This is a genomic window from Neisseria yangbaofengii (assembly GCF_014898075.1).
Lineage (GTDB): Bacteria > Pseudomonadota > Gammaproteobacteria > Burkholderiales > Neisseriaceae > Neisseria > Neisseria yangbaofengii.
This window is the reverse complement of the sequence record NZ_CP062976.1, coordinates 184,515-207,500: the sequence shown is the minus strand read 5'-3', so window position 1 is coordinate 207,500 and position 22,986 is coordinate 184,515. Positions and strand designations below refer to the sequence as shown.

The 22,986-nt window shown below is 51.8% G+C and carries 22 protein-coding genes and 1 pseudogene; 12 read left to right on the top strand and 11 right to left on the bottom strand.

Features of this window, described 5'->3' with window-relative positions:
• Window positions 1-45 precede the first annotated feature (45 nt).
• Together H4O27_RS01125 and gluQRS are read right to left on the bottom strand one after the other, a co-directional pair.
• On the bottom strand, window positions 46-777 hold the full coding sequence (locus tag H4O27_RS01125; protein ID WP_165010225.1) for a LytR/AlgR family response regulator transcription factor: 732 nt from the start codon (window positions 775-777) through the stop codon (window positions 46-48).
• A gap of 279 nt (window positions 778-1,056) precedes the next feature.
• Complete coding sequence (gene gluQRS, locus H4O27_RS01120; protein WP_165010222.1) at window positions 1,057-1,944, bottom strand: tRNA glutamyl-Q(34) synthetase GluQRS; 888 nt, start codon at window positions 1,942-1,944, stop codon at window positions 1,057-1,059.
• A 137-nt stretch (window positions 1,945-2,081) separates the two neighbouring features.
• Between gluQRS and tsaB the strand changes: the two genes are divergently transcribed.
• From tsaB to H4O27_RS01095, 5 genes are all read left to right on the top strand, one after another.
• Window positions 2,082-2,759: a tRNA (adenosine(37)-N6)-threonylcarbamoyltransferase complex dimerization subunit type 1 TsaB gene (gene tsaB, locus H4O27_RS01115; RefSeq protein ID WP_165010220.1), complete on the top strand. Its 678-nt coding sequence runs from the start codon at window positions 2,082-2,084 to the stop codon at window positions 2,757-2,759.
• Entirely contained in the window at window positions 2,756-3,196 is a 441-nt protein-coding gene (rimI, locus tag H4O27_RS01110) for a ribosomal protein S18-alanine N-acetyltransferase (RefSeq protein WP_165010218.1), read from the top strand. Before tsaB ends, rimI begins: the two co-directional genes overlap by 4 nt.
• Window positions 3,197-3,225: 29 nt before the next feature.
• Window positions 3,226-4,020, top strand: a complete 795-nt coding sequence (locus H4O27_RS01105; RefSeq protein ID WP_165010237.1) for a uracil-DNA glycosylase family protein — start codon at window positions 3,226-3,228, stop codon at window positions 4,018-4,020.
• An 867-nt stretch (window positions 4,021-4,887) separates the two neighbouring features.
• Complete coding sequence (locus tag H4O27_RS01100) at window positions 4,888-5,037, top strand: type 2 periplasmic-binding domain-containing protein (protein WP_206224765.1); 150 nt, start codon at window positions 4,888-4,890, stop codon at window positions 5,035-5,037.
• A 148-nt stretch (window positions 5,038-5,185) separates the two neighbouring features.
• Window positions 5,186-6,607 (top strand): DNA recombination protein RmuC, encoded by a 1,422-nt coding sequence (locus H4O27_RS01095; RefSeq protein WP_371865589.1) that lies wholly within the window; start codon window positions 5,186-5,188, stop codon window positions 6,605-6,607.
• An 81-nt stretch (window positions 6,608-6,688) separates the two neighbouring features.
• Here the strand turns inward: H4O27_RS01095 and H4O27_RS01090 are convergent, their stop codons facing one another.
• The 3 genes from H4O27_RS01090 to ppk2 all read right to left on the bottom strand — a co-directional run bounded on the left by H4O27_RS01090 (window position 6,689) and on the right by ppk2 (window position 8,330).
• Window positions 6,689-7,012, bottom strand: a complete 324-nt coding sequence (locus H4O27_RS01090) for a hypothetical protein (RefSeq protein WP_165010214.1) — start codon at window positions 7,010-7,012, stop codon at window positions 6,689-6,691.
• A 63-nt stretch (window positions 7,013-7,075) separates the two neighbouring features.
• Window positions 7,076-7,141, bottom strand: a complete 66-nt coding sequence (locus H4O27_RS13510; RefSeq protein ID WP_371865588.1) for a bacteriocin — start codon at window positions 7,139-7,141, stop codon at window positions 7,076-7,078.
• Window positions 7,142-7,400: 259 nt separating this feature from the next.
• Window positions 7,401-8,330, bottom strand: a complete 930-nt coding sequence (gene ppk2, locus H4O27_RS01080) for a polyphosphate kinase 2 (RefSeq protein WP_165010212.1) — start codon at window positions 8,328-8,330, stop codon at window positions 7,401-7,403.
• Window positions 8,331-8,503: 173 nt separating this feature from the next.
• Here ppk2 and H4O27_RS01075 point away from each other — a divergent pair, with 173 nt between their 5' ends.
• Entirely contained in the window at window positions 8,504-10,306 is a 1,803-nt protein-coding gene (locus H4O27_RS01075) for a bifunctional chorismate-binding protein/class IV aminotransferase (protein WP_165010210.1), read from the top strand.
• 51 nt (window positions 10,307-10,357) lie between these two features.
• Here the strand turns inward: H4O27_RS01075 and H4O27_RS01070 are convergent, their stop codons facing one another.
• Window positions 10,358-11,686 (bottom strand): MFS transporter, encoded by a 1,329-nt coding sequence (locus H4O27_RS01070; protein ID WP_165010208.1) that lies wholly within the window; start codon window positions 11,684-11,686, stop codon window positions 10,358-10,360.
• 174 nt (window positions 11,687-11,860) lie between these two features.
• On the bottom strand, window positions 11,861-12,889 hold the full coding sequence (locus H4O27_RS01065; protein ID WP_165010206.1) for a LacI family DNA-binding transcriptional regulator: 1,029 nt from the start codon (window positions 12,887-12,889) through the stop codon (window positions 11,861-11,863).
• 418 nt (window positions 12,890-13,307) lie between these two features.
• Here H4O27_RS01065 and pgi point away from each other — a divergent pair, with 418 nt between their 5' ends.
• Window positions 13,308-14,936, top strand: coding sequence for a glucose-6-phosphate isomerase (gene pgi / locus H4O27_RS01060; RefSeq protein ID WP_165010204.1), 1,629 nt, complete (start codon window positions 13,308-13,310; stop codon window positions 14,934-14,936).
• Between the two features lie 255 nt (window positions 14,937-15,191).
• Here pgi and dapD read toward each other — a convergent pair whose 3' ends face one another.
• The 3 genes from dapD to fur form a co-directional block, all read right to left on the bottom strand.
• Window positions 15,192-16,013: a 2,3,4,5-tetrahydropyridine-2,6-dicarboxylate N-succinyltransferase gene (gene dapD, locus H4O27_RS01055; protein ID WP_165010202.1), complete on the bottom strand. Its 822-nt coding sequence runs from the start codon at window positions 16,011-16,013 to the stop codon at window positions 15,192-15,194.
• Window positions 16,014-16,182: 169 nt separating this feature from the next.
• Window positions 16,183-16,905 carry a leucyl/phenylalanyl-tRNA--protein transferase gene (gene aat, locus H4O27_RS01050; protein WP_165010200.1) on the bottom strand — a complete coding sequence of 241 codons (723 nt, stop codon included), beginning with the start codon at window positions 16,903-16,905 and terminating at the stop codon, window positions 16,183-16,185.
• 70 nt (window positions 16,906-16,975) lie between these two features.
• On the bottom strand, window positions 16,976-17,419 hold the full coding sequence (fur, locus tag H4O27_RS01045) for a ferric iron uptake transcriptional regulator (protein WP_277424184.1): 444 nt from the start codon (window positions 17,417-17,419) through the stop codon (window positions 16,976-16,978).
• Window positions 17,420-17,635: 216 nt separating this feature from the next.
• Here fur and H4O27_RS01040 point away from each other — a divergent pair, with 216 nt between their 5' ends.
• From H4O27_RS01040 to H4O27_RS01030, 3 genes are all read left to right on the top strand, one after another.
• Entirely contained in the window at window positions 17,636-18,034 is a 399-nt protein-coding gene (locus H4O27_RS01040; RefSeq protein WP_165010196.1) for an outer membrane protein assembly factor BamE, read from the top strand.
• 15 nt (window positions 18,035-18,049) lie between these two features.
• The gene (gene dapB / locus H4O27_RS01035) at window positions 18,050-18,856 is read left to right on the top strand and encodes a 4-hydroxy-tetrahydrodipicolinate reductase (RefSeq protein ID WP_165010194.1); all 807 of its coding nucleotides are present in this window, start codon (window positions 18,050-18,052) and stop codon (window positions 18,854-18,856) included.
• Window positions 18,857-19,023: 167 nt separating this feature from the next.
• The gene (locus tag H4O27_RS01030) at window positions 19,024-20,316 is read left to right on the top strand and encodes an AmpG family muropeptide MFS transporter (RefSeq protein WP_193004302.1); all 1,293 of its coding nucleotides are present in this window, start codon (window positions 19,024-19,026) and stop codon (window positions 20,314-20,316) included.
• A 219-nt stretch (window positions 20,317-20,535) separates the two neighbouring features.
• Here the strand turns inward: H4O27_RS01030 and H4O27_RS01025 are convergent.
• Window positions 20,536-21,942: pseudogene (locus tag H4O27_RS01025) on the bottom strand (chloride channel protein); the annotation flags it as partial.
• 244 nt (window positions 21,943-22,186) lie between these two features.
• Here H4O27_RS01025 and H4O27_RS01020 point away from each other — a divergent pair.
• Together H4O27_RS01020 and H4O27_RS01015 are read left to right on the top strand one after the other, a co-directional pair.
• Window positions 22,187-22,612, top strand: coding sequence for a MarR family winged helix-turn-helix transcriptional regulator (locus H4O27_RS01020; RefSeq protein WP_165010192.1), 426 nt, complete (start codon window positions 22,187-22,189; stop codon window positions 22,610-22,612).
• 2 nt (window positions 22,613-22,614) lie between these two features.
• The gene (locus H4O27_RS01015; protein WP_165010190.1) at window positions 22,615-22,935 is read left to right on the top strand and encodes a DMT family transporter; all 321 of its coding nucleotides are present in this window, start codon (window positions 22,615-22,617) and stop codon (window positions 22,933-22,935) included.
• The last annotated feature ends 51 nt before the right edge of the window (window positions 22,936-22,986 follow it).

The following is a 22,986-nucleotide window of genomic DNA, read 5'->3' as shown; positions in this document are numbered from 1 at the left end:
AATAAAAAACCCTGCTTCATTAAGCAGGGTTTTATGATAAATCGTTTACGCACCGTTTTTCAAAATTTTTCGAATAGCGGCCAGTTGGCGGCGGCTGACGGCAAGCGGTTTTTCTACATCAAGCACGCGGGCACCCCATGTCGCATTGTTTTCGTCTTCTTCATCGTCCAAACGAATCAGGCAATCCAAAGTATGGCGGAATACCAAGGCATTGCGGTGAATACGGATGACTTTTTCGCCCAGCAATTCTTCCCAATACACCAAGGTTTTCGGCAGCTCGTAGCTTTGGCCGTCACCGGTAAACAAAAATACGGTTTTGTGTTCGGCCAACAAATAGCGGACCTGCTGCCAAGGAATTTCCACCATGCGGTTGCGGTTGAATACTTTGAAATGGGTGAAATCGTCTGCTTTTTCACGATATTTTTCGCTCACACGCTCTAAAGCGGTTTGCAGGCGTGACATTTTAATCGGCTTGAGCAGGTAATCTACCGCAGCCAATTCAAAAGCGCGCAAAGCATGTTCTTCATAAGCTGTGGTGAAAATCACTTCCGGCTGGCGTTTGGCCACGCGCTTGATGCGTTCGACCAATTCCAAACCGGTGATTTCCGGCAAACCGATATCGGCGAACACAATGTCAGCTTCATGCACGCTCAACCAATCCAATGCAGGCTGCGCATGATGAAATATTTTCAACAGCACAACATTGCATTCTTCTAACAAAACCCGTAAGCGCTCAGCGGCTAGCACTTCATCTTCTACAATAATAGCACTTGGCATATTCTGGCATTCTTTTTATTTTATTTAATGGTTAACGATATTTCAGACGGCCTGGCAATCGAGCCGAAAGAGTCTGAATCTGTACGGCATGAAAAAATACCCTTTTTCATAACAATCCATGATTGAACATCTCGGCGCAAGCGCTCGCCATTCCCCCGTTTGGATCAACCTGACAATATTAAAGGATTTCAGTTTAAAAAACCTGTCTTCGCCAACTTAATTACAAACTTTAATAAAAACGAAGTAACCAAAAGCCGGAATTGTCGCATCTATACCAACTCATTCGGTGCATATCGCTTGCCGCGGCACACGGCCGATTTGCCAATGCGCCACCGCCCAATCGAGCAAATCGCGCGGACGGTCAATTTGCGGGGCTGGCGGCAGGTTCAAATAAGCCGAAACCTGCCGTAATAATAACTCGGCTTGCGAACCATCGAGCGCAGGTGCTAGTGTCTGCTTAGACCATTTTTGCCCCGATTGGTTCACCAAAAGCGGGAGATGCGCATAACTCGGGCGGCTAAACCCAAGAGAATATTGCAAAAAAATTTGTCTCGGCGTGGAAACCAGCAAATCTTGCCCGCGCACAATATGCGTGATGCCCTGCTCGGCATCGTCCACCACCACCGCCAATTGATATGCCCAAAAACCATCTGCCCGCAGCAGCGTAAAATCGCCGATGTCGTTCGCCAAATTCTGCTCATAATGGCCGACAATCACATCATCAAAGCCGATGACTTCATCCGGCACACGAATGCGCCACGCCGGCGGTTTGCCGTTTTCAGACGGCCTGTTTTCAGGCACACGGCAGCGACCGTTGTACACAAAACCATCCGCCCCAATACTTGCCGCCGCCTGCCAATCCTTGCGGCTGCAATGACACGGATACATCAAACCCTTGTCTTTCAGACGGCCTAAGGCATCTTCGTATAAAGGATGGCGGCGGCTTTGGTAGGCGACCTCGCCGTCCCACTCGAAACCAAAGGCCTCCAGCGTGCGCAAAATATGGTCGGCAGCACCGGCCGTCTCGCGCGGCGGATCCAAATCCTCCATGCGTACCAGCCACTTGCCGCCGTGCGCGCGGGCATCGGCATACGAAGCCAGTGCAGTCAGCAGCGAGCCGATGTGCAACAATCCCGTCGGGCTGGGGGCAAAACGTCCTACATACATAGCGCGAACGCTCCATCTGATGGTTGACCAAACGCCTTAAAGCCGAATATTTCAGACGGCCTCGGGCATGTTCAAAAGCGGTATTATAAGCCAAGCAATGCTATAATGCCGTCTGAAAAAACTGTAAAGCACCCACCATGCAAGCCGATTTTAACCGCCCTGTGTTGGCCATCGACACCAGCACTTCCTATCTCTCGCTCGCCCTGCGCCACCACGGCCAAACCCGTGTGTATCATGAGGCAGTCGCTACCAGGCAATCCGAACTGATTTTACCGCAAATCGGCGCATTGTTCGGCGAAGCGGGCATCAGCGCAGCCGATTTGGGGGCGGTTGTGTATGCACAAGGCCCGGGGGCATTCACCGGCTTGCGTATCGGCACCGGCGTGGCACAAGGTTTGGCCACACCGTTTGCCACACCCTTAATCGGCGTGCCGTGTTTGGATGCCGTAGCCTACCAGCTCCCTGACCGCGCTTGCGTGTTGGCGGCGACTGATGCACGCATGGGCGAAGTTTTTTACGCATGGTTCGACACCGCCAACCACCGCCGCTTGAGCGGCTACCAAGTCGGCAAAGCGGCAGAAATCACCGCGCCCGACGGCATGGCGTGTTCAGACGGCATCGGTAATGCATTTGCATTGGCCGACAAGCCACCTTTTGACGGTGAAACCAATATGCCGACCGCCGCCGATTACCTGAACTTGGCCGCTACCGGCCGCTATCCGGCTACCGATGCGGCGCAGGTGGAATTGCTGTACGTGCGCAATAAAATTGCCCTGACAGCTAAGGAACAAGCCGAACGAAAAGGCCAGGCATGATTCGCCCGGCAACATCGGCAGATTGTGCCATTTTGGCAAAAATTGATGCGATAAGCAATCCGTCGCCGTGGTCGGCCAAGCAATTTGAATCGGCCATTGAAAGCCGTACGGAAACGGTTTTGGCGAGCGAAACCGATGGCTGCATCAGCGGCTTTATCGTGTGGCAAAGTGTGTGCGACGAATCCGAATTGCACCTGATCGCCACCGCGCCCGAATTCCGCCGCCAAGGCATTGCCTCCGCTTTGTTGGCGCAATGGTTTCAGACGGCCTCATCGCAACAAATCACGCGCTTATTTTTGGAAGTGCGTGAGCGCAATGAAGCGGCACAAATACTTTACCGCAAATACGGTTTTGCCGAATGCGGCCGACGCAAACATTATTATTCCCTGCCCGATGGCCGCCGTGAAGACGCGGTGTTGATGGACAAGGCCGTCTGAAACGACGGCATATTTTGAAACGATTCCTTATGTTGAGCAGCCGCTATTTACATTTACACGAAGCGCTGGGATTGGGACCGATGTGGCTTAATCGGCAAGCAACCGTCAGGCCGTCTGAAACGGCCGGTGGCAACCTGCGTTCTGCGCCGAATACCCGACCGCAATCGGCTGCACAACCGATTGCGGAAGCCGTGCGTTCGCTCTCGCCCGCCGCCCATCATGCCCGCTTGGCTGCGGCGGCTTTGGTGAACGAGAAGAAAAATGCACCGATAGCGCCACCCGCTGCCACACCGCTGCAACTGCGTGCCAATATCGAAAATCCTGTCGAAAATCCTGCGGCCCAAGAAAGCCGAACCCCGGTTTCAGACGGCCTGCCGCCCTTACAGATTGATGTCAGAACATCTGAAATCATGGTCGTCAGCATTTGCCCTTCTACGGAAGACAGCGCCGCCAATCAACTGTTCAGCGGCAGCGTGGGTATATTGCTCGACAATATGCTGACGGCAATTGACTTGCAGCCGCAACAAGCGCACAAAACCTGTTGGGTGAAATTTGCGCCCATCAGCAATGCCAATCCGAGTGTTGCGCAAATTGAAGCGGCTGCCGGTGAGTTGGCCAAAGAATTGGCGCAATCGCAAGCCAAGGCCGTGTTGTTTTTGGGGCAGGTTTTTGAGCACGAAAACCAGCGCGCGCTCATGCAAACCGTGTGCGGCGAGCGACCTTATTTTGTGATTCCCCATCCTGCACGCTTATTGCGCCAAACCCATTTAAAAGCACAGGCATGGGCGGAACTGAAAAAACTCAAACGCTTATTACACCCTTAAATATAAAAAGGCCGTCTGAAAATTCAGACGGCCTTTTCTATCACCAAAACGCTTGTATTTGCGTATTCTTTTGTTTATTTGTTTGCGGCATCAGCCATGTTTTGCGCCACGTTGGTCGCGCTCACAGTCAAACCTGACATACCGATTAATGAAGCGGCGGCCAATTTGATCAATTCTTTCATGCTTATTTCCTTTCCTAGTGTCATCCTGCCGCATGTCGAGTGCCGGCAGGGAATCTTCTTTTCTTGTCTGGTGTTGTTCGTGGGATTCGCTTACGGTGAGCGACGTTTTCGTACGAATGTTTAAAATATCATTATTTTTTAGCAGCACTCGCCAAATTGCGGGCAACGATGGCAGCAGAAGCAGTCACACCGGCCATGCCGATTAAAGACGCAGCAGCTAAAGTCATCAAGTGTTTCATGTAATTTATTTCCTTATTTAATTTAAATATGTTGTTTAACAACATTTCCTACTTCGGCAAAACAACATGCCTTGCCGACAGAATAAATCATACCGCTTTAATTATTAAATTAAACACCTTTTCTGTAAAGAAACAATCACTAAATAAGTGAATCGGTTAAATTAAGAGATTAAATATTTAGTTTTGAAAATGACACCGATGTCTGCTTTAATGACACCGATGTCTTTATTACGGTTCAGTTACAAATTAGCTTTTTGATAAAAATCCGTACCAATCAAGCCGTTGTATTTATGCCTCACTTTTGTGATAAATGAACTTTTCTATTTAATTTCAATAAAATAATTTAACCGAACTTCAACATGAATCATGTAGTTTAACAAAAAAACAATCGCACCGATTGCCTTTTGCCAAGTATATAAGCAGGCCGTCCGAATGCGTGTCGAGCCATGTCGGCGCATTCACTGCCGAATGTGCATTTGCAAACACCGCCGATTGATGCGGAGGGTTTCACCATGCTGATGACGCGGCACGAGCGCACCGAGCAAGATATGGCACACCGCCGGCTGCGGGAAGTATTGCCGGCTGCGGCGAAGTGATTGGTATGACATTCAGGCCGTCTGAAAGCTTTCCCCAAACATGATATAGTTCAGCGTTTCATCATTCTTTTTCAGACGGCCTCATATGTCCGACCTCAGCCTTTATCTGATTGCCACCGCGCTGACGGCTTTATTGCTGGGCGCGCTGATGGCGTGGCTTTTCACCCGTCATGCCGCGCAAGCACAGCGGTTTGCGCTCCGCCAACAACTTGCCGAGCGCACCCAGCAGCATGAATTTGCCGTGCAGTCGCTTGCCCGCACCGAAGCCGATCTGGCCGACAGTCGCCGCGAAATTCAAGATTTACACGCCGAAACACAAGAGCTGCACAGCCGCTTTGCCGCCGCCTGCCAGCAAATCGAATATTTGCAGCAGCGCGAAGACGAAGCAGGCCGTCTGAAAAAGGATTATCAGGATTTGCAGCAAACCGTGCAAAACCTGCAAATCCGTAATGAGCGGCTCTACACCCAAATAGAGCAGGAACGCCAAGCCGCCGACGACAAACTTTTGATGCTGGCCGAAGCACGCCAAAGCCTGAGCGACCAGTTTCACAATCTTGCCAACCAAATTCTCGAAGAAAAGAGCCGCCGCTTCACCGAGCAAAACCGCGAGCATTTAGGCCAACTGCTTCACCCGCTCAACGAGCGCATCCACTGTTTCAGCGAATTGGTGCAAAACACCTACGAAAAAGAAGCCCGCGAGCGCCTGACCTTGGAAAGTGAACTCAAGCGTTTGCAGAGCCTGAATGCCCAGTTGCACCACGATGCCAAAGCCTTAACCGATGCACTCACCGGCACGCAAAACAAAACGCAGGGCAACTGGGGTGAAATGATTTTGGAAACCGTGCTGGAAAATTCCGGTCTGCAAAAAGGGCGCGAATACATCGTCCAAGCCGCGGCCACGCGCTACGAAGAAGACGGCGGCACCCGCCGTTTACAGCCCGATGTGCTGATTAATCTTCCCGACAACAAACAAATCGTCATCGACGCCAAAGTCTCGCTCACCGCCTACACGCGCTATGTGCAGGCGCAGCAGCCCGGCGAAGCCGCGCGCGAACTGGCCGCCCACACCGCCAGCATCCGCAGCCACGTCAAAACCTTGTCGCGCAAGGATTACACCGATTTGGCAGGCGTGAACACGCTGGATTTCGTGTTTATGTTTATCCCGGTCGAGCCGGCCTACCTGCTCGCGCTGCAACACGACGGTAATCTGTTTCAAGAGTGCTTCGACAAACGCATCATGCTGGTCGGCCCCAGCACCCTGCTCGCCACCCTGCGCACCGTCGCCAACATCTGGCGCAACGAACAGCAAAACCAAAATGCACTGGCTATTGCCGAAGAAGGCGGGCGGCTGTATGACAAATTTGTCGGTTTTGTCACCACTTTAGACGGCGTGGGCAAAAACCTCGAACAAGCGCAAAATCAGTTTCAGACGGCCTACAAACAGCTTACCGAAGGCCGCGGCAACTTGGTCAACCGCGCCGAAAAACTGCGCCTGCTGGGGGTGAAAGCAGGGAAACAGTTGGACAAACGCTTGGTGGAAAATGCGCAGGATAATCTGCCGGAAGAGTAAACGAAAATAAAGCACTCAATAAAAGGCCGTCTGAAAAACATTTCTGTTTTTCAGACGGCATCTCATCAAACCGGTTATTCTTTATTTTTTACGTTTCTTTTCCAGATAAGTAGCAGTTGTCGCAATGATAAGGACAACCATGCCGTCCAAAACGTATCTGTTATACGGCAGTGTCAATAAAGGGTAAACAAACCAGTGTAGAAAACAGAAAACGATGCTGGAAATAAAAAACATTTTAAAAAAATTCTTCACCTCTTTCTTCATCTCTGTTTCTCCGATACGGGCAGGACAAACCTGCCCGATTTTATTAAAAATCACCGTTAAAAGAAAAACGGCTCTCCAACGTTGACGGGGATTTTTTAAAATTGCTGACCATCCCCGCATTGGTGCCGGTGTAATGGCCAATCACAGCTTGTTTGACAGGATTATAGAATATATCTGTAACCATCGCACCGATTAACGTCCCTCCTACGAACGATCCAAAACACCGCCGCCACTGACAGTTTGCATTTCTTTCATCGTTAAAGTTTTTATAATAATTTCCTGAAATTCATGTTTAAAAAATAAAAAGAATGCACAATGAACCGAATCACGGATTATAGCGATTCTGTCTTTATGACTCTCCCCCCATTAAAGTTTGTTTGTCTTGTTAAATATATTAAAACCCATTATCACTATAAATATGCCGTAAGTTTAAGATACAGAATTCAAAAGCCGATTTTTCAAGGTCGGCAAACACAGAGGCCGTCTGAAAAATTTTCAGACGGCCTTGAATCGTTCGTTTCAGCACAGATTAATCGTGGCCGATTTCGGCGTGCTGCTGTTGGTAACGCACATTAGGCGACAAGATGATTTTATCGTCGACTTTGCCGATGGCTTTTTCATCTTTGCCCGGATAATCCAAGCTGTGCAGGAAATGGCGGATACAGTTCAGACGCGCGCGTTTTTTGTCGTCGGAGCGGATAATCGTCCACGGCGCGTCACCGGTGTGGGTATGGAAGAACATGGCATCTTTGGCTTCGGTGTAGTCGTCCCAACGGTCAAGCGATTGAATGTCCACCGGTGAAAGTTTCCAGTGTTTCAGCGGGTCGTCGCGGCGGGAGATGAAGCGGCGCAGTTGCTCTTCGCGGCTCACGGAGAACCAGAATTTAAACAAATGTGTGCCGCTGGCCACCAACATACGCTCAAATTCAGGGGTTTGGCGCATAAACAGCAGGTATTCGTTCGGCTCACAAAAGCCCATCACGCGCTCGACACCGGCGCGGTTGTACCATGAGCGGTCGAAGAATACCATTTCGCCGGCAGTCGGCAGATTGGTGATGTAACGTTGGAAATACCATTGGCCGCGTTCGGTGGTGGTCGGTTTTTCCAAAGCCACCACGCGTGCGCCGCGCGGGTTTAAGTGTTCCATAAAGCGTTTGATGGTGCCGCCCTTACCTGCGGCATCACGGCCTTCGAACAGGCAGACTATGCGCTGGCCGGATTCTTTGACCCAGCTTTGCACTTTCAGCAATTCGATTTGCAGCTTTTTCTTTTCACGCTCATACACGGCACGACGCATACGCTGGCGGTAAGGATAGCTTGCCGGCAAGGGGGCGGAATTGGAATCTTCCGAAGTCACTTGGCCTTCGTATTCCAACACGGTTTTCTCAAAAACCTCCAATTTGTCTTCCGCCACATCGGTTTTCACTTCTTCAAAAGGTTGCAATTGTGTTTCTGTCATCTTAACTCCTATCATGGAAAAGGTTTTTTAGTGGTATGATTTCCTTTCATGCTCATTTTAACGCTTTTCCATGCCTTCGGCCTACATAATCTTACAAATTTATGATGCGACGGCTTTTTTCTGCTAATTTATGTAAATTTAGTGTATAATCAATTCACTTATCTGTTGTCACCATGTCTTTTTTCGCACTTCTCGACGACGCTGTTTCCGGTCGGGCAAAACTCTATCAAAATCATCGACAAAGCCATTTTTTACACGCGCACGAGCTCGATACGCTGGATGCCGTTTTGCATCAAGGTTGGCAAAAAGGCTGGTTTGCGCTGTTGTGCGCAGACTACGCTTTCGGTTTGCCGCTGTTGAACCTGCCTGCCGGACACAGCAGCCGCTTGGCCGTGCATTGGTTTGCACGCTGCAATGCAGTGAATGCGCCGACATGGCTCGACACACATTCGGACGGCCTGTTCTGCGGCATCAGCACACCGCAAAACAATGTTACCCAAGCCGATTATCTGCACGCCGTTGCCGACATTCACGAAGCCATCCGCCGCGGCGACACTTATCAAATCAATTACACCACCCGCCTGCATTTCGACACCTACGGCAATCCGATCGATTTATACCGCCGCTTGCGCCGGCCCGTGCCTTATGCAGCCTTGTGCCGCCTGCCTGATTCAGACGGCCTTGATTCGTGGACTTTGTGTTTTTCGCCCGAGCTTTTTCTCAACATCGCTTCAGACGGCCTCATCACCACCGAGCCGATGAAAGGTACGGCGCCGATTTTGAATGACGGCAACGATACGCAACGTGCCGCCGATTTGCGCAACGACCCGAAAAACCGCGCCGAAAACATCATGATTGTCGATTTGTTGCGCAATGATTTGGGCAAAATCGCCCAAACCGGTTCCGTGCGCGTGCCGGAGCCGTTTAAGGTGTCGCAGTTTGGCAACGTGTGGCAGATGACGAGCGCGATTGAAGCACAAGCCCGGCCGCACACCCGAGCCGCCGATATTTTCCGCGCCGCCTTTCCTTGCGGCTCGATTACCGGCGCGCCCAAACGCATGAGCATGAGCCTCATCGACCGATTGGAAACCGCGCCGCGCGGCTTATACACCGGCAGCATCGGTTTTCTCAACCCTTGCGAAAGCGGTTTGGGCTTTGAAGGCGTGTTAAACGTAGTCATCCGCACGTTGACGCTCAGGCCGTCTGAAAATAAACAATCCGCCGCCGATTTTCACGCCGAATACGGTGTCGGCTCGGGCATTGTCATCGACAGCCAAGCCGAAGCGGAATGGGCGGAATGCGGCTGGAAAGCCCGCTTTCTCACCGATTTGCGGCCGGATGTCGGCATTTTTGAAACGCTGCGTGTCGAGCAAAACCAATGCGCTTTATTGGCGCGGCACTTAGGCCGTCTGAACACTTCGGCGCAAGCTTTAAATCTACCTTTGAATGCGGACTTTGCCGCGCAAATCAATGATTATTTGATGAAAATGCCGTCTGAAACACAACGCTTAAAAATCGCGCTGTTGCCTGAGCATGATGGCGGACTGGTTTTTACCCACGCGCCATTAACCGAATTAGCAGACAAACAATCCGTTATCATCAGCAATGATGTTTTGCCGAACCGCGATACCTTGCGCTGCTTCAAAACCACCTGCCGCGAACGTTTCGACCACGCATGGCAACACGCTGCCGAACAAGGTGCATTCGACGCACTGCTTTTCAATTCAGACGGCCTATTGCTCGAAGGCGGCCGCAGCAATGTGTTCGTCAAAATTGATGGCGAGTGGCACACCCCTGCTTTGGGTTTATCTATTCTCAACGGTGTGATGCGGCAAGAAGTTTTAGACAATCCGCAGCACTATCTGCACACGGATAAGGTGCGTGAAAGCCACATTACGCGCGATATGCTGCAAAGTGCCGAAAGGATTTGTTTGAGCAATGCTTTGCGCGGCTTGTTTGACGTGGATTTAAAATAACACAAGGCCGTCTGAAAGATTTCAGACGGCCTTGCTATTAACGGCTTTTAATTAAACCGCATTATTTTCTGCACCGGCAGGCTTGTTGGTGGTTTTAATCAACAAGGTCAGAAAGGCGGCAACCGCCAAGAACACGCCGGCAAAAGTCATGGCGTTGGCCGGATTCGAACCCAAGAAGGTGTCGTAAATCCAACCGAAAGTCACGGTTTCGATCAGCATTGGGATCACGATCATCATGTTCACAATCCCCATGTACACGCCGTAACGCTCTTTCGGAATCGAATGCACCACAATCATAAACGGCACACCCATCATCGAAGCCCAACCGATACCGAAACCGATCATCGGCGCGAACATCAGATATTTGTTGCCGATGTGCGGAATCGCCAGCAGCGCCAAGGCAGCCAATGCCACGGCAAACGCATGCACGTATTTAGCAGCGTATTTTTTCGCCATCCACATCAGGCCGAAAGCGGAAATAAAGGTCACGATGTTGTAAAAACCGTTGACCAAACCGGTCCATGCCACGGCTTGTTCGTAAGCGGCTTTGTCGGAAGAAGTCGAATTCCACACCGATTGCACGATACTGTGTGAAATGTATTGCCAATAAATAAACAGCGCATACCATTGGAACAGGTAAACCAAAGCCAATTGCCACAAAGCAAACGGCATTTCTTTAATCGCAATGAAAATTTCGGCAATAGCAGATTGCTCTTTTTTCGCACGCAAGGCGGCCATTTCTTCGGCAGAAGGCTCGTGTTCGGGAGTAGACAACACAGTCACCAATACCGAACCAATCGAACAGACGGCACCGATATAGAACGAACCGAAGACCCAGTAAGGAATGCCGGCTTCGGAAGTCTGCTGCAACCAGCCGATTTGCTGGAAGATATACAGCGACACGTTGGCCAAGGTAATACCCAAACCGGTAAACACCGACTGCATCAAGAAGCCGCTGGCTTGTTGATGCTCCGGCACGGTATCGGCGATGAAGGCGCGGAACGGTTCCATCGCAGTATTATTGGAAATGTCCAACAGCCACAACAGCAACACAGCCACCCACAGCGCAGTCACGTGCGGATAAATAAACAGACACAGGCTACAACCAATTGCACCAATCAAGAAATACGGACGGCGACGACCCAAACCCGGAATCCATGTGCGGTCAGACAAAGCACCGATAATCGGCTGCACCAGCAAGCCGGTAATCGGACCCGCCATGTTCAGAATCGGCAATTGGCCGGGGTCGGCATTCAGGAAACTGAAAATCGGGTTAATCGCGGTTTGCTGTAAGCCGAAGCTATATTGAATACCGAAGAAACCGAAGTTCATCAGCATAATCTGGCGAAGGGTCATCGCCACTTGTGGGGATATCTTCATTGGGAGTTTACTCCTGACTGATTAATATACTGAAACAAAAAGTTTTCTCAGGAAGCAGCTATTGGCTGAGCACTGCTTTTTATTCTGCTGCCCGCTCGCTCGGGTCTGATTCGTATGCTTACCACGAATTCTGTTTCAGACGGCCTATTTTCCCTACCGCCTTTATCTTTCTATCTATTTCAAAGTCGTCACCGACTGGCGCCAAATGGTTTCCCCCACCACTTTCAATATTTGGCCGCTTTGTCCGGCTTCCTCGGCAAACAGCATATCCGCCGCCAGCGCACCCATGCGCAAATACGGCAACTCGGTGCTGGTTAAGGGCGGGAACAAGGTTTCGGCAATTGCGCTGTGGTTGTCGTAACCGGCCACCGAAATTTCTTCCGGCACCCGCAAACCGCGCGTGCGCAAAATACCGTACACCCGTACCGCCATTTCATCATTGCCGCAGCAAATCACTGTCGGCGGCTGAGGTAAAGCCAATAATTTCACAATCGCCGCCACCAAAGGCGCGCTGTCGTAATCGAAATCGGCATAGCCGGTCTGTACCAAATCGGCATCAAAAGCGATACCGGCATCAGCCAAAGCGCGGCGGTAGCCTGCCGCACGCAAAGGCGTGGCTTCAATGCCCGGCTGCAAGGTCACATACGCAATGCGGCTGTGGCCGTGGCGGATGATTTGGCGCACCAAGTCATATTGCCCTTGCTCATCATCGGGTAAAACCGACGGTGTGCCGATTTTATCGAAGCAATTCACCAACACAATCGGGCAGGCATGGCCGACATCGGGCAGCACCACTTCCTGATGATATTGCGCCACATACAGAATGCCTTCGGCACGGTGTTCCATAAAGGTGCGGATTAGAGGTTCGGTGTCGGCCCGGTTGTCAATGTCGGCAATCATCAAGGTTTTACCTTGCGCCCGTATGCTTTGCTGAATGCCTTTCATCAAAAAAACGTCGGGCAAACCGTGGATGCGGTTAGCTTCGCCGACACGCGAAATCGCACCGGTAATCAGCCCCACAATCCCCGAACGGCTGGAGCGCATCACTCTGGCCGCCGACGACGGGATGTACCCCAAGGCCGCAATGGCCGTTTCCACTTTGGCGCGCGTTTTGTCACTGACCGGCGCATCACCGTTAATTACCCGGCTGACCGTCTTCGGCGATACCCCTGCCCGAGCGGCAACATCGTAAATTGTAGCCATCTTACAACTTCCGAACCTGAGTTATTTCAATAATATTACGCAGAATAGCACAGCAGACATCGATGTCATAACACCCTTTAACAAAACCTTGACAGGAATCAATCAAAAAAACCATTTCCGCGTATGCCGTTTCGATATTTTTGCTTTTTAAAAGACTAAGTTACCTGCCTTTTAAAATTTTGTTACACTACATACCATTACATGCGCACAATCATTGCGTTTTAAAAAGACTTTTACCTGATTTCATCAAAATGAATCCGATTATCACAATTTTGCAACAATCCCCGCCTATGATTTGTCAGCATAGTATAATTTTATTTTCAGACGACAATTCAATGAGCTAAATAAATCACTTTGGCCTGCTTGATTGAAATTTGAGCGGGTCTGTCCCTGCCGTTATTCAACCGAAGGATAAAATATGACGTTCTCCGAAGCGTGGCAACAGCTTGCCGAACATCAACAGGCCACGGCCGATATTCACATGCGAGACCAATTTGCCGAAGATGTGCAGCGTTTTGACAACATGCACGAAACCTTACACGGTTTGTTATTCGATTACAGCAAAAACCGTATCAATGAAGAAACACTTGTTCTTTTATGTCAACTGGCTGAAGCCGCCAAGCTGCCCGAAGCCATGCAAGCCATGCGGCGCGGCGACAAAATCAACACCAGCGAACAACGCGCCGCCCTGCACACCGCTTTAAGGTCGTCTGAAAACGCCGCACCGATTATGGTTGACGGCGAAAACATCATCCCCAAGCTCCATCACGAACTTGACCGCGCCTTGGCCTTTGCCGAAAGCATCATCAGCGGCAACCACACCGGCATCACAGGTAAACGTATCACCGATTTCGTCCACATCGGCATCGGCGGATCGGATTTGGGGCCGCAAATGTGCGCACAATCGCTGTATGACTACCGCAAAAACGTGCGCGTGCATTTCATCAGCAATTCCGATGATGCCGACATCGCGCAAAAGCTGGAAAAACTCAATCCTGAAACCACCGTATTCAGCATCGCCAGCAAATCTTTCGGCACCCCCGAAACCCTGCTCAACGCCCATGCCGCGCGCCAGTGGTATAAAGCCGCCGGCCTGCCCGAATCCGGCATTGCCCGCCATTTCTGCGCCATTTCCAGCGATGTCGCCGCAGCAGAAAACTTCGGCATTCCGGCCGAACGCGTATTTGCCATGTTCGACTGGGTTGGCGGGCGTTATTCGGTGTGGTCAACCATCGGCCTGCCCTTGATGGTGGCCGTGGGCGAAACGCGTTTCCGCGAATTTTTAAGCGGCGCCAATGCCATGGACAAGCATTTCTTCAACGCACCGCTGCGCCACAATATTCCCGTGTTGATGGCCTTGCTGCATGTCTGGTACAACAATTTTTACGGTTCGGACGGCCATACCGCCGTGCCTTACAGCCACAATATGCGCCGTTTTCCCGCATGGCTCAACCAATTGGACATGGAAAGCTGCGGCAAAAGCCGCACCATTGACGGCGAAAAAGCCGGCCACAAAACCGGCGGCATCGTGTTCGGCGAAGAAGGCGTCAACTGCCAACACGCCTATTTCCAACTGCTGCATCAAGGCACGCGCCTGATTCCGGTTGACTTCATCGTGCCGATGACCACACCGCACCAAGTCGGCCGCCAACACCGCTTCACCGTCGCCAACGCCTTTGCCCAAGCCGAAGCGTTGATGAAAGGCAAAACCTTGGCAGAAGCCCGCGCCGAATTGACCGGCCTGCCCGAAGCCGAACGCGAAGCGCTGGCGCCGCATAAAGAATTCCCCGGCAACCGCCCGAGCAACGGCTTTCTGATCGACCGCCTGACGCCGTTTAACTTAGGCATGCTGATGGCCGCTTACGAACACCGCACCTTCGCCGAAGGCGTATTGTGGCAAATCAATCCGTTCGACCAATGGGGCGTGGAATACGGCAAAGTGCTGGCGAAAAATATCGAACCCGAATTGAAACAAAACGGTGATTTGGCACACGACAGCTCGACGAACGGTTTGATTCGTTTTTACCGCCAGTGCCAGCAAAGCTGATTCGGTGTTTAAACACAAACCGAGACCTTTCCAAAATTTTCATCTTCGGCACATTGCTTCGTTATGCGCTGCTCGAAAGCTTGCCTATATTTAATGGTATGTCTGCGCTTTCTATGCTGTTATATAGTGGATTCACTATAACTTCGGACTGTACTCAAATCTGAAGTTTTGCAAAGGTCTCAAACCAGACAAAAAAGCCGTCTGAAAGAAAATCTTTCAGACGGCCTTTTCATTAACGTTTCAAACCAACGCTGATTACACGCCGCGCAACAATTCGTTAACGCTGGTTTTAGCACGGGTTTGCGCATCCACTTTTTTCACAATCACGGCGCAATACAGGCTGTGGCTGCCATCGGCGGAAGGCATGCTGCCTGATACCACAACCGAACCGGCAGGTACGCGGCCTTGGTAGATTTCACCGGTTTCGCGATCCAAGATTTTGGTCGATTGACCGATGAACACGCCCATAGAAATCACGCTGCCTTCTTCGACAATCACGCCTTCCACGATTTCAGAGCGCGCGCCGATAAAGCAGTTATCTTCAATGATGGTAGGATTGGCTTGCAACGGCTCCAATACGCCGCCGATGCCCACGCCGCCTGACAAGTGCACGTTTTTACCGATTTGCGCACAAGAGCCGACAGTCGCCCAAGTGTCCACCATCGCGCCTTCGTCGACATACGCGCCGATGTTCACATATGACGGCATCAGTACCACGTTTTTACCCACAAAGCTGCCGCGACGCGCCACTGCGCCCGGCACCGCACGGAAACCGGCAGCTTGGAATTCTTCTTCAGACCAGTCGGCAAATTTGGTCGGCACTTTGTCGAAATATTTGTTCACGCCGTCGTTCAACACTTCGTTGTCTTGAATGCGGAAAGACAGCAACACGGCTTTTTTCGCCCATTCGTTGACTTTCCATTTGCCCACGCTCTCGCGCTCGGCCACGCGCAATTCGCCTGAATCCAATTGGCGCAGAGTTTCCAATACGGCTTCTTTGACTTCAGGGGTCACGCCGGCCGGGGTGATGCCGGCGCGGTTTTCAAACGCAGTTTCGATGATGTTTTGCAATGACATGATGGTTCCTTGTTAAGTGGGGGTTGGGGCCGTCTGAACGCATAACGCAATTTCAGACGGCCTGTTGCAATGTTCTAACGCATTTATTTTGCCATGTAAATGCGGTTTCGTCAGCTATTAGCGTGATTAGGCCGTCTGAACGTGTGTACCGTTCGGACGGCCTGATCATTCAAAGCGTCGCCCGCACCACTTCGCAACCGATGGGCCGCGTCAACGGCAGGGCGTTTAATCTGTGTAAGGCCGTCTGAAAATCGTGAAATTCGATTTGCTCCGAACCGAAACGCGCCAAATGTGCGGTGTCTTGCTGGCAGTCAATCAATGCAATGCCATGTTCCGCCAAATACGGCACGGCGCAGGCAAAGGCGATTTTGGAGGCGTCGGGCGCCAAGGCAAACATGGATTCGCCGTAAAACACGCACCCGATTTGCACGCCGTAAAAGCCGCCGGCCAGTTTCAGACGGCCTTGCTCGTCGGGATACCGACATTCAAACGAATGCGCGTGTCCGATGTCGTGCAAACGCGCATAGGCCGTCCGAAACTCGGGCGCAATCCATGTGCCGCTTTGATTCGGCCGCGGCACGGCGGCGCAATTGCCCGTCACGGCGGCAAAATCTTGGTTCACGCTTACCACATAAGGCTTGTTGCGCAAGGTTTTGGCCAAAGATTTACCGATGTGGATGCGCTCGGGGAACAACACCGTGCGCGGCGCGGCGGCAAACCAGTAAAACAGCCCGTTTTCGGAAAACCACGGAAAAATGCCGCTGCGGTACGCCGACAGCAAACGGCCTTCGTCCAAATCCGCGCTCACGCCGACCAAGCCGTCGCAATGCGCCAGCGCATAATCGGGACAGGGGAAACGGTAATCTTGCGGCGGCAGAAAAGGAATGTTCATTTTGGTTAGGCTTAAAAAATTTCAGACGGCCTCACATCCTGATGAGGCCGTCTGAATAGAGAGATGGCGGTTAGCGTTTGTTTTTTGTTTGGCAAGTGGCGCAAATGCCGTACATATACAACGCATGGTCAACAATACGGTAGCCGTTTTCTTCGGCGATTTTGTCTTGCAACGCTTCGATTTCCGGATTGTGGAATTCGGTAACCACGCCGCATTTCACGCAGACGATGTGGTCATGGTGGTCGCCTTTGTCCAGTTCGTAAACCGCTTTGCCGGTTTCGAAATGATGGCGCTGCAAAATGCCCGCTTGCTCGAATTGGGTCAATACGCGGTAAATCGTGGCCACACCGATTTCAATGCCTTCGTCCAGCAAAATGCGGTACACGTCTTCGGCACTCAAATGCTCTTCGGCATGCGTTTCAAACAAGTCTAAGATTTTCAGGCGCGGACCGGTTACTTTCAAACCGCTGTCTTTCAATTGCGCAATATTGCTGAAATTTTCCATAGTATTCAATACCCCCGTGGTCTAATAACCGTTATAATACGCACTTTTAGGCCACTTGCCCACTATGAGATTATAAAGGTTTTCAATAAACTATCTTCATTATCTCAATACAGTATGGGGCAATCTTCCTAAATTTCCACTCTGAAGATGATTATCGTTTGCTTTTTAAACTTATTCAAGCGATGATGGCGTTTTCTTTTTCCGATTCCGATAGAAAGGTACACCGTGAATAAAACCTTATGTCTGGCCTTGGCCGCCCTGCTGGGTTTGGCAGCTTGTTCTGCCGAGCGCGTATCCCTTTTCCCTTCTTACAAATTACAAGTCGTGCAAGGCAACAAATTGGATCCGCGCGCCGTTGTATCTTTGCAACCGGGCATGAGCCGCGACCAAGTGCAGCTGCTGCTGGGCACGCCTTTGTTGCAGGATGCCTTCCATGCCGACCGCTGGGACTACACCTTCAACACCAGCCGCAACGGCATGATTAAAGACCAATCCAACCTGACCTTGCATTTTCAAAACAATGCCTTGGTGAAAGCGGAAGGCAACGCCATCCAAAAATCCATCGAAGCATTGCAGGCGGAACAAAAAGCCGCAGCCGAAGCTGCCGCCCCGGCCGCACAATAATTTTAAGGAATACTCATGACTGCATTAAAAGTGGCCATCGCCGGCGTCAACGGCCGCATGGGCAAAGTACTGGTTGAGGCGGTGAACAACCACCCCGATACCGTGTTATCCGGTGCCATCGAGCATTCTGCTTCCGAAGCATTGGGCTTGGATGCCGGCTTCGCCATCGGCATCAAAACTGGCATCGCCATCACCGACGACGTGGATGCCGTATTGGCACAAAGCGATGTGTTAATCGACTTCACCCGCCCCGAGCCGACCTTGAAACACCTGCAAAAATGTGTGGAACAAGGCGTGAACATCATCATCGGCACCACCGGTTTTGACGACGCAGGCAAAGCGGCGGTTAAGGCTGCCGGTAAAAAAATCGGCGTGGTGTTTGCCGCCAACTTCAGCGTGGGCGTAAACCTGACCTTCCACATTCTCGACACCGTTGCGCGCGTGTTAAACGAAGGCTACGACATCGAAATCATCGAAGGCCACCACCGCCATAAAGTCGATGCCCCAAGCGGCACGGCCTTGCGCATGGGCGAAGTGATTGCCGACGCACTCGGCCGCGATTTGAAAGAATGCGCCGTTTACGGCCGCGAAGGCCACACCGGCCCGCGCGATCCGTCGACCATCGGTTTTGCCGCCGTGCGCGCCGGCGACATTGTCGGCGACCACACCGCACTGTTTGCCACCGACGGCGAACGTGTGGAAATTACCCATAAAGCCAGCAGCCGCATGACCTTCGCCGCCGGCGCCGTGCGCGCCGCCGTATGGGTAAGCAGCCAAAAAGGTTTGTTCGACATGCAAGACGTATTGGGCTTGCGCAACTGATCGCCGGATATGGCAAGGCCGTCTGAAACGCAAATCAAAGTTTCAGACGGCCTTTTGCCAGCTTAACGGCACCGCACGGCACCGCTCAAAACCTTTGCATTCGGGCGGCCTGCAATGTAACTGATTTTGTTACAATACCGCCTTAATTAAATCATTAGAAACACGCCATGACTTCACCTCAAAAAAGCACGCTCAAGCAGATTTTCTCGCGCCGCATGCTGATCTGTATTTTCACCGGTTTTACGTCCGGCCTGCCGCTGTATTTTCTCATCAACCTGATTCCGGCATGGCTGCGCAGCGAACACATCGACTTGAAAACCATCGGCCTGTTTGCCTTAATCGGCCTGCCGTTTACTTGGAAATTCATTTGGTCGCCGGTGATGGATGCCGTGCGCCTGCCGTTTCTCGGCCGCCGGCGCGGCTGGATGCTGGTGACGCAAATCGGTTTGCTGACCACCTTGATGGCTTATGCTTTCTTGAATCCGCATCAGCACATGGCGATTATCATGGGCCTGTCGGTGGTAGTGGCATTTTTCTCGGCCAGTCAGGATATCGTATTGGACGCTTTCCGCCGCGAAATCCTACCCGACAGCGAATTGGGCTTGGGCAATGCCATTCACGTCAATGCCTACCGCATCGCCGCACTGATTCCCGGCTCGCTCAGCCTGATTTTGGCCGACATGATGCCGTGGCACAATGTGTTCATCGTCACCGCGCTGTTTATGATTCCGGGCTTGTTGATGACGCTGTTTTTAGCACGCGAACCGGAATTGCCGCCAAGTGCGCCGCGCACCTTCAAACAAACCGTGGTCGAGCCCTTCCGCGAATTTTTTACGCGCAAAGGCGTGCAACAGGCTTTGTTGGTGTTGGCGTTTATTTTCCTTTATAAACTCGGCGACAGCATGGCCACCGCATTGGCCACGCCGTTTTATCTTGACATGGGCTACAGCAAAACCGACATCGGCATCATCGCCAAAAACGCCGGCCTGTGGCCTGCCGTGATTTTCGGCATCATCGGCGGCATTTGGATGCTGAAGCTGGGCATCAACAAAGCCCTGTGGCTGTTCGGCTTGGTGCAGATTGTGACGATTTTGGGTTTTGTGTGGTTGGCCGGATTCGGCAAATTTGAAGTAGTTACCGCCGCCGAACGCATCATGCTGGCCGGTGTGATTGGCGCAGAAGCCGTCGGCGTGGGCTTGGGCACAGCCGCATTTGTGGCCTACATGGCACGCGAAACCAACCCCGCGTTTACCGCCACGCAATTGGCGCTGTTCACCAGCTTGTCGGCCGTACCGCGCACGTTTATCAACGCCGCCACCGGCTATCTCATCGAATGGCTGGGCTATGTGAATTTCTTCTGGCTGTGTTTCTTCTTGGCCGTACCGGGTATGCTGCTGCTGTTTAAAGTCGCGCCTTGGAATGGGGAACAAGTGAAAGAACCAACTACTTCGGAAGCATGACAAGAAAGGCCGTCTGAATGTTCAGACGGCCTTTATCTTATTGATTATATTGTTTATTTACAGCATCGGGTTGACATCGCCCTACGATTTTCAATTTTTATCCGGTGGCGCATTCAGCACAGCAGATTCCGTATCCGGCTTCGCTTCTGGCGATTGGTTTTCTACTTGCGCACTTGCCACATTCTCTTGCTCTGTTTTTTCCACTTGAATTTGAACCGGTTCGCTCGGCACCACGTCCCGCTGCTTGGCTTCCGCCTTTTCCTGCCCTGCTTTATTCTGCCCGGCATATTCTTCCTGCACACGTTGGCGGAAGCGCATACCGGCCAAGTGGTAAAACGGTCTTGGTGAAAATTGGCGCGACACTTGCGATGCAAAAATGCACACAATCAGCATCCAAAACAATAAATTCTGGCCGCCGGTCATTTCCATTACCACCACGCTCGAGGTAATCGGCGATTGGGTCGCTCCGGCCAAGAATCCGGCCATACACAACAACACCACCACGTTGACACCGCTTTCCAATTGGCCGATGGCGGCAATATGTTCGCCCAACATTGCGCCGATGGTCAGCGACGGCGTGAAAATACCGCCCGGAATGCCCGCCCAATAAGAAAATACCGTCGCCAGCCATTTTGCTACCGCCACGCCCACCGGCGCATCGTACATTCTGCGCAATGCGCCCGAAGCTTCATGATAGCCCGTGCCGTAAGTTTGGCCTTGGTAAAGCGTACCCAAAACCGCCAGCAGCAGTCCCATGATGGCAGCCAACATCAGCGGATGACGGCGAATCCAGCCGCGGATTTTCTCCGGCGCATACGATGCCGCACCTTTATACAGCATGCGCGCGAACAGACCGCCGGTCACGCCGCACAACAAACCCACAGCCAGCACCCACGTCAGCATATTGCCCAATTCGCTGCCGTGAAAACCGGAAAAGTGCGGGTTATTGCCTTGAATTGCGACTTGGATAAAACCCGCCGCCAACACGCCGAGCAGAATTTGCCGCTCCCAGCGCAAAATTACGCCCCGCCCCAGCTCTTCAATCGCAAAAATCACACCGGCCAAAGGCGCATTAAACGCCGCCGCCAAACCTCCGGCCGCACCGGCAGCCATCAAATCGTTTTCCTGCATGCCTTTAAACGCAAGATTGTGTTTCTTACACCACGAACCCCACGCCGTCATCACTGCCGCACCGACCTGCACCGACGGGCCTTCGCGACCGATGGACGCACCGGCCAGCATACCGAGAAAAGTCAGCGGAATTTTCAGTAAAGTTTGCCCGAGCGAAATCAGCCGCGTTTTTTGCGCGCCGTGCGGCAGGCTCAATGACGCCAGCACCTGAGGAATACCGCTGCCGACGGTGTAAGGCGCATAACGGCGCGTCAGCCAAACAATCAGCGGCAAACCCAGCGGCAAGGCCACCCACGCAAACCAAGTGTATTCCTGCACCAGATACGCGTTCAAATCAAGCGCATATTCGGCCATGTGCGCAAACAGCAGCGCCGTCAGCGCCACCAGTGCAGAGCCGGCCAGCAGGAAGACGAACGACATGGTTTTACGGGAAAGCCGCTCGGTTTGTTTGAGTTTGTGGGCGATTCGATAGCCAAGGGATTTCTTTTTCGGCATGGTTTCGGTAATTTGAGTGGGGTTGAAAACATCATTACGTTGAAAAACAAAAGTATAGCAAGGATTATTGTCAACAGGGTTTCAGACGGCCTTTTATTGGAAAATAATACTTTAGGCCGTCTGAAAATATCCACAGCGCTACTTTTTTCAGACGGCCTAAAAAAAATCATGCCGCAAATATTCTTGCTATCAGTCCGAATTATTACTATAATTCCGCCAAATTAGTCATATTTCAGACCAAATAATGAACTTTATCGACGACATCGGCCGCCTGATGGCGCACTCGACCCGACTTTACGAGCAATGGGCGAAACAATACGGCTTAAGCTACAACACGCTCGCGGTGTTATACGGCGTGGTGTGTTATCCCGACTGCACGCAAAAAACTATTTGCACGCATTGGAACCTGCCCAAGCAAACCGTCTTCTCCGCCTGCCGCCAATTGGCCGAACAAGGCTGGCTGAGTTTTTCTCCCGATCCCAACGACAAACGCGGCAAAACGCTGCATTTAACCGAACGGGGGCAAACTGCCGCCTCGCCCGTTATCGAAAAATTACGCCATATCGAGCAAAGCATCATCCGGGACTTCGGCGACGTACAAGCCGAAAACTTCATTCAGGAACTGCAACGCTTTACCCAAACCGTTGCCCGACACACACAGGAACAATAAACATGGCATGGATTTATTTGATTTGCGCGGGTTTGATGGAAATCGGCTGGCCGCTGGGTTTGAAACTCGCCCAACACGCCGGCTGGCGTTGGCAAGGCATCACCTTGGCGGTGATTTTTATGGGGGTAAGCGGCTTTCTGCTGTTTCTGGCGCAAAAAAACATTCCGATGGGCACGGCCTATGCCGTGTGGACCGGCATCGGTGCCGTTGGTGCATTTGCCGTCGGCGTGGTATTCTTCGGTGACCCCGCTTCGTTCGGCCGCTGGCTCGGCACCGCACTGATTATCTCGGGTGTGATTGTGATGAAACTCGCGTCATCTTAAGCTGCCAATATTTTGAATCATAAAAAAAGGCCGTCTGAACAACAGACGGCC